Raw genomic sequence first — 11468 nt, 5'->3', positions numbered from 1 at the left:
GAAGTGTGCGGTCTCAGCCTTCGCGCTGACCGGCGACGATCTGGCGCATGCCTTCCAGCGGCACGTAGCCGCGCACCATGGTTTCATCAATCACGAAAGTCGGGGTGCCGTTGATCTCCATCAGCCCGCCAAGGGCGTGGTTGGTGTCGATGATCGCCTGCACTTCGGGCGCTGCCATCCGGTCGGCGATGGCGACCGGGTCGTGGCCCAGATCCGTGGCCAGACGGGCGAGGGTTTCGGGATTTGCATCGCCGCGCAGGGCGATCAGCGCGTCATGCGCGGCTTTGTACGCATCATCGCCATGCAGCTGGCGCACGGCGATGGCGAATTGCGACGACAAGGTCGACTGTTCGCCAAGGATCGGGAATTCCTTGAGCACCAGACGGATATTGCCGTCCGACGCGACCAGTTCCGCCACCTCGTCATGCGCGCGGCGGCAATAGCCGCAGCGGTAATCGACGAATTCCACGATTGTGAGGTCGGCCTCCAGATTGCCGCCCGCCCAGGAGTTCGGGTCGCGGTAGATAAAGTCGGCATTGTCGCGCAGCATGGCCAGATCGCGCTGTGCCGCCTGCGACTCTTGCTGGCCCTGCAGCACATCCATCGCCTCGACCAGCACTTCGGGTTCTTCGAGCAGGAAGGCCCGCACCTCGGCCCGGAACGCCTCGCGTTCGGCTGGCGTCATCTCGGCCAGAGCGACGGTGGAGGTCATCATCAGGGCGGTGATGCCGATCAGGGTTCTGAGGATCATGGGCTTCTCTGGCTTGGAGGGAGAGGGGAAGGCGAAGGCTTGACCTTGCCCCGTGAACCGGGACACTGCGGCCAAACCATAGAGGGGCAGGCATGAAGAGTTCAAGACGAGGTGATGTCGATCCCTTCATTGTGATGGATGTGATGGAAGAAGCACGCAGTCTGGAGGCGGCGGGGCGGTCTGTCATCCATATGGAGGTGGGCCAGCCCGGCACCCCGGCACCGGCGGCCGCGCGCGCGGCCCTTTCCCGCGCGATGGCGGCAGGGCCGTTGGGGTATACCGTGGCGCTGGGGCTGCCGGAACTGCGCGCCGGGATCGCGCAGCTGTACCGCCGCTGGTACGGGGTGGATCTGGACCCTGCCCGGGTGGTGGTGACATCGGGATCGTCGGCTGCGTTCCTGCTGGCCTTCACCGCGCTGTTTGACGCAGGCGACCGGGTGGCCTTGGGCGAGCCGGGATACCCGAGCTATCGCCAGATCCTGCGGGCGTTGTCCTTGCAGCCGGTGGGGATTGCCACCCGCCTTGAGAACCGCCTGCAACCGGTGCCCGCCGATCTGGAAGGTGTGGACATGGACGGGCTGATCGTGGCCTCGCCCGGCAACCCGACCGGCACGATGCTGGATCATGCGGCACTGGCGGCGTTGATTGCCCATTGCGCGGCGCGGGGCATTTCCTTTGTGTCAGACGAGATCTACCACGGGCTGCATTACGGCGCGCGGGCGGTGTCGGCGCTGGAGATCACGGATGAGGCTTATGTGATCAACTCTTTTTCCAAGTATTTCAGCATGACCGGCTGGCGCGTCGGCTGGATGGTGGTGCCGCCGGACCATGTGCGCAAGGTAGAACGGCTGGCGCAGAACATGTTCATCTGCCCGCCGCATGCCAGCCAGATCGTGGCCTTGGCGGCGCTGGACTGCATTGATGAGCTGGAGGCCAACCGCGCCATCTATGCGCAGAACCGGCAGCTGATGCTGGAGGGCTTGCCGCAGGCCGGGTTTGCGAAAATTGCGCCACCGGACGGGGCATTCTACGTCTATGCCGATGTGTCGGAGCTGACCGGCGACTCGCTGGCCTTTGCGCGCGAGATCCTGCACGGGGCGGGGGTCGCGGTGACGCCGGGGGTGGATTTCGACCCGGTGCGCGGGCGGCAGAGTCTGCGGTTTTCGTATGCGCGCGGGACGGCGGATATTGTCGAAGGGCTGGCGCGGTTGCGCGGGTACATGGCGGCGCGAGGGGTGGCTGGCGGGAACGCGCGGGGCTGATGTGCGCCACCGGCGGGGTTATTTGGGGACTGAACATGGGTGGGGCGTTGCGATGAAGCTGTGGGTTCTGGTGCTGGGGTTGCTGTTGGGGCCCGTCGCAGCAGCCGCGCAGGAGCTGTCGGCACTGGCGCGGCTGGTGCCGGGGCAATCGGCGATTGCGGACCGGCAGGGCGGTGTGGCTGTGGATCTGGGGCTGAGCCAGCCGGTGCCCTGGCGGGTGCGGGTGCTGGATGCGCCGCCGCGTCTGGTGCTGGACATGCGCGAGGTGGACTGGACCGGGCTGGCCGGGGTGGCGCGCCGCAGTGAGGCGGTGCTGGACCTGCGCGCCGGGGTGGTGCGGCAGGGTTGGTCGCGGCTGGTGATGGAGCTGGCGGGGCCGCATCTGGTGACGCAGGCGGAAATGCTGACCGGGGAGAGCGGGGCGAAGGTGCGGCTGATGCTGGAGCCGGCGGGAGCGGCCGAGTTTGCCGCAGCGGCGGCGCTGCCAGAGCCCGAGGGCTGGGCCGTGCCGCTGGGGGCCGATTTGCCGCGCGCGACACCGCGCGGAGCAGGGCCGCTGGTGGTGGTGCTGGACCCCGGCCATGGCGGCATCGATCCGGGGGCCGAGCGCGATGAACTGACCGAGGCCGGACTGATGCTGACCTTTGCGCGCGAGCTGAAAGACCTGCTGCTGCGCGATGGCGGGTTTCAGGTCATCCTGACCCGCGAGGAAGATGTCTTCGTGCCGCTGGAGGCGCGAATTTCCATTGCACGCGCGGCGGGCGCGCATGTGTTTTTGTCGCTGCATGCCGATGCCATTGCGGAAGGCGAGGCGGTGGGGGCGACGCTGTACACCCTGTCGGATGAGGCGAGCGATGCCGCGTCGCAGGCGCTGGCGGAACGGCATGACCGCGACGACCTTTTGTCAGGCGTCGATTTGACCGAGCAGGATGATCTGGTGGCGACGGTGCTGATGGATATGGCGCGCACCGAGACCGGACCGCGCATTGAACGGCTGACGCTGGCGCTGGAAGATGCGATCAAGGCGGCGGGCTTGCGCATGCACCGGCACCCGCGGCAGACAGCAGGGTTTTCGGTGCTGAAATCGCCTGACATTCCGTCGGTGCTGGTGGAACTGGGCTTCATGTCTTCGGCGCAGGATCTGGCGCGGCTGACCGATCCGGACTGGCGGGCGACGATGGCGCTGGCGCTGCGCGACGGGTTGAAAGCCTGGGCAGCGCAGGATGCAGCGCTGTCGGCGCTGCGGCGCTAACGGCAGCGTAGTGACGATTGCGCGAGGCTGTGCCTGCGACGGGGCGTTCGTTTTGACCGGGGGGGGCGTGCCATGTATAAGGCGCGCACAGATTACGGGAGTTTTCGCTTGGTCCGCTTCATAGGGTCGTTCCTCGGTGGTATTTTCACCCTTATCACCATGGGGGTGCTGTTTGCAGCCCTGTCGGTTGGTGCGGTTTTCTATATGTATTCCCGTGACTTGCCCAGTCATGAGCGGCTGGCGCAATACGCGCCGCCCACGATCAGCCGAATCTATTCCGGCGAAGGGCAGATCATCGACGAATTTGCCAAGGAACGGCGGCTGTTCGTCCCGGTCGAAGAGATTCCCGATCTGGTGAAACAGGCCTTCATCAGTGCCGAGGACAAGAATTTCTATATCCACGGCGGCTATGACGTGACCGGCATGGCATCGGCACTGCGCGATGCGGTGGTCAGCCGGGGGCAGAATGTGCGGGGCGCGTCGACCATCACCCAGCAGGTGATGAAAAACTTCCTTCTGTCCAGCGACCGCACCGGTGAGCGCAAGATCAAGGAACTGATCCTTGCCAGCCGCCTGGAAGAGACGCTGAGCAAGGACAAGATCCTTGAGCTGTACATGAACGAGATCTTCCTTGGTCAGAACAGCTACGGCGTGGCGGCAGCGTCGCAGACCTACTTCAACAAGCCCCTGACCGATCTGGCCCCGCATGAGGCGGCGATGCTGGCCGCGATGCCGCAGGCCCCGGGCCGCTATCACCCGGTGACGGCGAAAGAGCGGGTGACCGAGCGCAGGAACTATGTGCTGCGCGAGATGTGGCACAACGGCTATATCACCGAGGCGACCTATCAGGCAGAAAGTGTGCTGCCGCTGAAATCGGTGCAGAACGGTGACTTTCCGGCCTTCCGCGATGCGCTGCCGCCACGCGATTACTTTACCGATGAAATCCGCCGCCAGCTGTCGGGCAGCTTTGGCGAGGAAGAATTCTTTGGTGGCGGCTTGTCGATCCGCGCCACGTCCGACCCTGAGCTGCAAGGGGCGGCGGCAGAGGCGCTGCGCCGGGGACTGGAGCGTTATGACCGGGGGCAGGGCGTCTGGCGCGGCACAGGTCTAAGCATCCCGGCCGATCAGCTGACATCGGAAGACAGCTGGCGCGCGGCTTTGGCCGAGGTTGCGGTGCCGCGCGACGTGGCGGGCTGGTTCCCGGCGGTGGTGCTGGAAACCGGTGACCGCGCGGCCCGGATCGGCATCGAAGGCCAGCCAGAGGACGAGGATGGCCATTTCATCCCCGCCGATGACGTGACCTGGGCGCGCAAGCGGCGCGAAGACGGGAGTCTGGGGCCAAAGGCGCAGCGCGCCGGCGATCTGGTGTCGGTGGGCGATGTGGTTCTGGTGCGCGCGGTGACCAGTGATTCCGACGGCAGCTTTGTGCGCTGGTCCTTGCGGCAGGTGCCCGAGGTGCAGGGCGGGTTCATGGCGATGGATGTGAACACCGGGCGCGTGCTGGCGATGCAGGGCGGATTTTCCTATCAGGATTCGGTGTTCAACCGGGCCACGCAGGCCACGCGGCAGCCGGGGTCGAGCTTCAAGCCCTTTGTCTATGCCGCAGCATTGGACAGCGGTTTCACCCCCGCAACCATCGTGATTGATGCGCCGATCGAGCTGGACACGCCGCAAGGCATCTGGCGGCCGCAGAACGCGTCGAACCGGTTCTATGGCCCCACCACGATCCGCACCGGGATCGAACAGTCGCGCAACCTGATGACGGTGCGGATTGCCGAAGAAATCGGGATGGACACCGTGGCGGGCTATGCGGAACGCTTTGGCGTCTATGACCGGATGCCGGCGTTCCTTGCCAATGCGCTTGGGGCGCAGGAAACCACGCTGTTCAAGATGGTGGCAGCCTATGCCATGTTCGCCAATGGTGGCGAGCGGGTGGAGCCCACATTGGTGGACCGGGTGCAGGACCGGTTTGGCCGCACCGTCTATCGCCATGACCAGCGGATCTGCGAAGATTGCCAGCTTGCCAGCCTGACCCCCGGCGATGCGCTGCGGGTCACGTCAAAGCGCGACCGGGTGATGAACGCGGTCACCGCCTATCAGCTGACATCGATGATGGAAGGCGTGGTTCAGCGCGGCACGGCGCGCGGCATCAACCTGCCAGTGCCGGTGGCGGGCAAGACCGGCACCACGAATGACAACAAGGATGTGTGGTTCGTGGGCTACACCAGCAACATCGTGGCCGGGTGCTACATTGGCTATGACCAGCCGCGCACGATGGTCGGTGCCTCGGGCGGCGGGTTCTGCGGCCCGGTGTTCGAGCAGTTCATGCGCACCGCCATCACCAAATACGGCGGCGCGGAGTTCAAGGTGCCGCCGGGCGGCTATTTCATCAAGATCGACCGGTTCAGCGGTGCGCGTCTGCCGGATGATGCTCGCGGCGAGAACGTGGTTTCGGAATATTTCCGTGAGGGCGAAGAGCCGATCTTTGGGCTGGGCGCGATGGTGGATGGCGGCTTTACCATGGGGGGCAACCTGCCGCTGTTTGCTTATGGCGAAACCGATGGCGGGGGGGGCGGCGGCAGTGCGGCCACGGTCACCACCGCGACCGGAGAGCGCAAATCAGTGCCCGCCAAGGCCGATTTCGGAACGCTGAGTTCCGGCGGATTGTATTAACCAGACGGCTGCGGTGCCGGGGCGCGGGGCCATGCCCTTGAACCGGTGCCGCGCATTCGCTATGTGCCGGGCAGCACCCCGAAGGATCAAGACCCATGCGCGCCGAGACGCAGAACAATGTGAACACCATCGAGAAGTCGTTGAAACTTCTGGCCCAGCGGATGGACCGGGAAACCGCGCCGCACCGGTTGGAAGAATTCAACGCGATGATCGAGGACCCGAACCTTTGGAACGATCCGGCCAAGGCGCAGAAGCTGATGAAAGAGCGTCAGGCGCTGATGGAGTCGATTTCCACCTATGATCTGATCAACTCCGGTCTGCGCGACAATGTCGAGCTGATCGAGATGGGCGAAGCTGAAGGCGACGCCGAGATCGTGACCGAGGCAGAGAACGCTTTACGCGACCTGACCAAGCTGGCCGCCGCCAAAGAGCTGGAGGCGCTGCTGGACGGTGAGGCCGACAGCAATGACACCTTCCTTGAGGTGAACGCAGGTGCCGGCGGCACCGAATCCTGCGACTGGGCAAGTATGCTCGCGCGGATGTATGTGCGGTGGGCCGAGAAAAAGGGCTACAAGGTCGAGATGCAGTCGGAAACCGCGGGCGAAGAGGCGGGCATCCGGTCTGTGTCGTACAAGATTTCCGGGCACAATGCCTATGGCTGGCTGAAATCGGAATCGGGCGTGCACCGTCTGGTGCGGATCAGCCCTTACGATTCGGCAGCGCGGCGGCACACCTCGTTTTCGTCGGTCTGGGTCTATCCGGTGGTGGATGAGAATATCGAGATCGACATTCCAGACCGGGATATCCGCATTGACACCTACCGCTCATCCGGTGCGGGCGGGCAGCACGTGAACACCACCGACTCCGCCGTTCGCATCACCCACCTGCCGACCAATATCGTCGTCACCAGCTCGATGAAGTCGCAGCACCAGAACCGCGAAATCTGTATGAACGCCCTGCGGTCGCGCCTGTACCAGATGGAATTGGACAAGCGCAACGCCGCGATTAACGCCGCCTATGACAACAAGGGCGAGGCGGGCTGGGGCAACCAGATCCGGTCTTATGTGCTTCAGCCCTATCAGATGGTCAAAGACCTGCGCACCAGTGTGGAAACGTCGGATACGCAAGGGGTGCTGGACGGCGATCTGGACCAGTTCATGGCGGCCACACTGGCGCTGGACGTGTCTGGCAAAAGCCGCGCCGAGGCGAATGCGGAATAATTCCGCAATCTCCTCGCTGAAATACATCTTTGTACCGGCTGTCGTTTCCGCTTAGCCTTGCTGCAAAGCGGGAGGCTGTATGGACGTGGGCGAGACAAGGGGCGGGGCCAACCCGGCCAGTGACATTGCAGAGCTGGATCTGTCGGATCTGCGTGCCGCACTGGCGGCAGGCTGGCAGGATTTCTGTCGCGCCCCGATGTATGGGATGTTGTTTTCAAGCGTCTATGTCGCAGCGGGTTGGCTGATCACCTATGCGCTGTTGGCCAAGGGGCAGGTGTGGTGGACCATCATCGCAGGGGCCGGTTTCCCCATTCTGGGACCATTCATCGCCTGCGGGTTTTACGAGGTGTCGCGCAGGCTGGAGGCCGGGCAGGCGCTGGATCTTGCCGGGGTGGCGGGGGTGGTCTTTTCACAGAAGGATCGTCAGATCCCGTCGATGGCGGCGGTGGTGGTGGTGTTCTTCCTGTTCTGGAATTTCCTTGGCCACATGATCTTTGCCGTGTTTCTGGGCAATGCGACGATGACCAATATCACCAGCAGCCTTGCAGTGTTCCAGACCGCCGAGGGGCTGATGATGCTGGTGGTCGGTACTGCGGTGGGGGCAGGCTTTGCCGGCACGCTGTTTGCGCTGACGGTGGTGAGCCTGCCTTACCTGCTGGACCGCGAGGTGGATTTCATCACCGCGATGATCACCAGCTTTTCGGTGGTCACCCAGAACCCGGGGGTGATGCTGGTCTGGGGGCTGCTGATTGCAGGCCTGCTGTTCGCCGGAATGGCGCTGGGGTTTCTGGGGCTGTTCGTGGTGTTGCCGGTGCTGGGGCATGCGACCTGGCATCTGTACCGTCGGGCGCTGGTGTTTGACGAGGACTGAGCCGGCCCAAACGAAAAAGCGCGCCCGGATGGGGCGCGCTTTTTACAATGCGGTGCAAATCAAAACTCAGACGCCGTCGCCGGGCTTTTGCGCCGGGGCATTGGCCCCCAGCGGCGGGGCCAGTTGGGCCTGCGGGATGGGGGCCGAGATGCGGCCTTGCGCCAGCGGGTCTTCCTGACGCTGGACCGAGCCTTCGAAATGGGCCCCGGATTCGATGGCGATGGTCTTGTGGATGATGTCGCCTTCCACCCGCGCGGTGGCGGTCAGGCGGACCTTGAGCCCGCGCACGCGGCCGATGACGCGGCCATTGACCACGATGTCATCGGCAACGATTTCGCCGCGGATCGTGGCGCTTTCGCCGACGGTCAGCAGGTGGGCGCGGATATCGCCTTCGACCGTACCTTCAACCTGAATGTCGCCCGTGGTGCGCAGATTGCCCACGATCGTCAGGTCCGATGACAGGACGGATGCGGAGACTTTGCCCTTGGGGGCAGACGGCGTGAAGTCCATGTTCGGTTTCGAAGCCTGAGGTTCGGGGGCCTTCGACTTGTCGTCTGCCTTTGGCCCGGGTTCATTGATTCGGCTCTTAGAAAACATGGTTCGCTGCCTTTATGAAGGTCATCGGATTCACGGCTCTGCCGCCGATGCGGATTTCGTAATGGAGGTGGGTCCCGGTGGACCTGCCCGTGTTGCCCATAGCACCGATCTGTTCGCCGCGCGATACCCTTTCGCCGACCTTAACATTGATCGCTGACATGTGAGCGTAGCGTGTTTCGATTCCGAACTCATGCCGGATCTTGACCAGACGGCCATAGCCCGAAGACCACCCGGCAAAGGTCACCACACCGTCGCCCGTGGTCAGGATCGGCATACCATGGGGCCCGGCCATATCGGTGCCTTCGTGCATCCGGCGGCCCATGCCCTTGGGGTCGTTGCGGTTGCCAAAGCCGCTGGTCCAGCGGAAATTGCCTTTGACCGGCATGGCAAACGGGGCTTTGTAGGCGGCCAGACGGTACAGGTTCATCCGGTCCAGCCCTTGCAGGATCGCATTGGCGCGCTGTTCATCCGCGTTCGCGGCAGAGCCGCTGGTCGACAGGGTCAAGGGCGACAGCGGGCCACCCTGACCGTTGTAGCCGCGCCGCACCTGGCTGAGCAGGTCATCGGGCGACATGCCGGCGGCGCGGAACATCTTGTCCAGCGGTTCCATCGAGACAGAAACCGCCTCTTCCAGCTTGGCGAAAATTTCATTGTTGCGGGCCTGCAGGGCCTTTTTCTCAGCCATGACGGATTCGACCCGCTCGGCCGATTTGGTGGCGGCGCCTTCCATCAGGTCGCGTTCCTGCGCGGTGGCAGACAGGGCGGTGGTCAGGATATCGACCGTGGCCATAGCATCACGGGCGCGTCCCGCATCGGATTTGGTGGTGCCATTTTCGGCCACCTGCGAAACGCCTGCGGCCTGCGCTTGGGCGCGCGCCTCGTCCCGTTCCTTGATGGTGCGGCGCAGGGTATTCTGGATCACGTCGATGCCGGTTTCCAGCTCGCGGCGGCTGTCTTCGGAGGCCAGCAGACGGCCCTGCATTTCGGCCACCTGGGTCAGCGCCAGATTGAAGCGCTCCTGCGCGCCAGCCGCTTCATCGGCGCGGGCGTCGCGGTCCGCGCTCAGGGCATTCAGGCGTTGTTCGTACAGCACCTGCTGGCGCAGGGCTTGATCACGGCCCGACCCGGCGCTGATCGAATCCATGAGGATGATCGCCGTGGCAAGGATGGTCCAGCCCAGCACCAGCGCGCCACCCGTCAGGGCCACGGCCTGTGTGGTGGGGCGCAAGCGGATGAAACGGGTTTCGGTGTCGGATTTCAGAAACAGACGTTGTTCGGGAAAGTACCGCTCAAGTCCAAGATTGATGCGATAGGTCAGTCGCGTGAGCACTGCTGGCGTTCCGTTCGTGAGAGACAGGAAGGGCGAATGCCCGCTCCTCCCATGCGGGGGGCAAGCACTTTCTGATTAGCCATCGGTTTACAATCCCGCAACAATTTTGACCGTAGGGTGCCGCCAACCCGCCGGTTTGGTCGCCAGATCGGCGAGTTCCCGCCTATTTTGCTGCTCTGCCTAGAGTTGTTTTGGGGCGATTTCTGTCAGGGGCCAGTAGAAATCGGGCGGCAGACCGGCATCGGCGCGCTTTTCTTCGTTGAAGGGCGGTTTCAGGGTGCCGTGGAAATAGTGGCGCACAAGGCGGTGGAAAACGTCCTTGGGGTCAGACCCTTCGCGACCACAGAGCCAGTTGAACCATTTGGAGCCATAGGCGACATGGCCGACCTCTTCGGCATAGATCACCTCCAGCGCCGCCACCGGTCCGGCCTCGCCAGCCTTGCGAAACACCTCGATCATGCCGGGGGTCACATCGAGCCCGCGCGCTTCGAGCACCATGGGCACCACGGCCAGACGGCCATGCAGGTCATGGGCGGTGTCAGAGGCCGCGCGCCACATGCCGGCATGGGCGGGCATGGCGCCGTAGTGGCTGCCCAGCGCTTCAAGACAATCGCACATCAGGTTGAAATGCTTGGACTCCTCATCCGCCGCCTTCACCCAGTCATCATAGAACCCCAGCGGCATCGGATGATCGGTGAACCGCGCGATGATGTCCCAGTGCAGATCAACCGCGTTCAGTTCGATATGCGCCACCGCATGCAGCAGGGCGATGCGCCCGGTGGGCGAGCCGGGCCTGCGGCGGGGCACGTCGCGCGGGTCAAGCAGTTCGGGTGTGGCGGGGCGGGCAGGCGCATCAGGCGGCGTGGCCTTGCCGATGGGCAAAGGCGTGCCCGCCGCCCGCGCCGCCACCCAGTCGGCGGCGTGGGCCCGCGACAGCGCCGCCTTTGCGCGCCCGTCAGCGGTGGTCAGCACCTGAACGGCCCGCTCGGCAAGGCTGGTCATCACAGCGCTTGCGCTGCGGCCAGCACCTCATCGGCATGGCCCTTGACGCTGACCTTGGGCCAGACTTCCGCGATCTGTCCCTGACCGTCGATCAGGAATGTCGCGCGGGTGATGCCCATGTAGGTCTTGCCATACATGCTTTTCTCGGCCCAGACGCCATAATCCTCGCAGGTCTGGCCTGCCTCGTCGCTGGCCAGGATGATCTGCAGCCCGTGCTTTTTGGTGAACTTGTCATGCACCTTCACGCTGTCTTTGCTGATGCCGATGACAGTGGTGCCGGCGGCGGCAAACTCTGCCGCGCGGGCGGTGAAATCCTGCGCTTCCAGCGTGCAGCCGGGGGTATCGTCCTTTGGGTAGAAGTACAGCACCACCTTGCCGGGGCGGAAGGCGGACAGGGTGACAGTCTCTCCCCCGTCGCGCGGCAGGGTGAAATCGGGGGCGGTGGTTCCTGTTTCGGGGATCTGGGCGGTCATCTCAGCGGCTCCTTGCCTTGCGGGTCACTATTCTTTG

At 64.2% G+C, this 11468-nt stretch carries 10 protein-coding genes; 5 read left to right on the top strand and 5 right to left on the bottom strand.

All coding sequences use genetic code 11. The features are described from left to right. Window positions 1-13: 13 nt before the first annotated feature. Window positions 14-751 (bottom strand): DsbA family protein, encoded by a 738-nt coding sequence (locus EEB11_RS01235; RefSeq protein ID WP_135428596.1) that lies wholly within the window; start codon window positions 749-751, stop codon window positions 14-16. Window positions 752-843: 92 nt separating this feature from the next. Here EEB11_RS01235 and EEB11_RS01230 point away from each other — a divergent pair, with 92 nt between their 5' ends. The 5 genes from EEB11_RS01230 to EEB11_RS01210 all read left to right on the top strand — a co-directional run bounded on the left by EEB11_RS01230 (window position 844) and on the right by EEB11_RS01210 (window position 8029). Next, the gene (locus EEB11_RS01230) at window positions 844-2013 is read left to right on the top strand and encodes an aminotransferase class I/II-fold pyridoxal phosphate-dependent enzyme (RefSeq protein ID WP_135428595.1); all 1170 of its coding nucleotides are present in this window, start codon (window positions 844-846) and stop codon (window positions 2011-2013) included. 52 nt (window positions 2014-2065) lie between these two features. Next, the gene (locus tag EEB11_RS01225; RefSeq protein WP_135428594.1) at window positions 2066-3265 is read left to right on the top strand and encodes an N-acetylmuramoyl-L-alanine amidase family protein; all 1200 of its coding nucleotides are present in this window, start codon (window positions 2066-2068) and stop codon (window positions 3263-3265) included. 108 nt (window positions 3266-3373) lie between these two features. Beyond that, on the top strand, window positions 3374-5938 hold the full coding sequence (locus EEB11_RS01220) for a penicillin-binding protein 1A (protein ID WP_135428593.1): 2565 nt from the start codon (window positions 3374-3376) through the stop codon (window positions 5936-5938). A 95-nt stretch (window positions 5939-6033) separates the two neighbouring features. Continuing rightward, window positions 6034-7158 (top strand): peptide chain release factor 2, encoded by a 1125-nt coding sequence (gene prfB / locus EEB11_RS01215; protein WP_135428592.1) that lies wholly within the window; start codon window positions 6034-6036, stop codon window positions 7156-7158. 79 nt (window positions 7159-7237) lie between these two features. Beyond that, window positions 7238-8029, top strand: a complete 792-nt coding sequence (locus EEB11_RS01210) for a DUF2189 domain-containing protein (protein WP_135428591.1) — start codon at window positions 7238-7240, stop codon at window positions 8027-8029. Between the two features lie 66 nt (window positions 8030-8095). On the opposite strand, the gene EEB11_RS01205 is transcribed toward EEB11_RS01210, so the two are convergent. The 4 genes from EEB11_RS01205 to bcp form a co-directional block, all read right to left on the bottom strand. Next, complete coding sequence (locus EEB11_RS01205; RefSeq protein ID WP_135428590.1) at window positions 8096-8626, bottom strand: bactofilin family protein; 531 nt, start codon at window positions 8624-8626, stop codon at window positions 8096-8098. After that, window positions 8616-9956: a M23 family metallopeptidase gene (locus EEB11_RS01200; protein ID WP_135428589.1), complete on the bottom strand. Its 1341-nt coding sequence runs from the start codon at window positions 9954-9956 to the stop codon at window positions 8616-8618. Before EEB11_RS01200 ends, EEB11_RS01205 begins: the two co-directional genes overlap by 11 nt. A gap of 180 nt (window positions 9957-10136) precedes the next feature. Beyond that, window positions 10137-10958: a ferritin-like domain-containing protein gene (locus EEB11_RS01195; RefSeq protein WP_135428588.1), complete on the bottom strand. Its 822-nt coding sequence runs from the start codon at window positions 10956-10958 to the stop codon at window positions 10137-10139. Next, window positions 10958-11431: a thioredoxin-dependent thiol peroxidase gene (bcp, locus tag EEB11_RS01190; RefSeq protein WP_435531088.1), complete on the bottom strand. Its 474-nt coding sequence runs from the start codon at window positions 11429-11431 to the stop codon at window positions 10958-10960. The genes EEB11_RS01195 and bcp overlap by 1 nt, the downstream gene beginning before the upstream one ends. Window positions 11432-11468: the final 37 nt, after the last annotated feature.

This window comes from Pseudotabrizicola sediminis, assembly GCF_004745575.1.
Classification (GTDB): domain Bacteria; phylum Pseudomonadota; class Alphaproteobacteria; order Rhodobacterales; family Rhodobacteraceae; genus Pseudotabrizicola; species Pseudotabrizicola sediminis.
The sequence above is the reverse complement of the archived record's forward strand: the minus strand, read 5'-3'. Positions and strand labels throughout refer to the sequence as shown.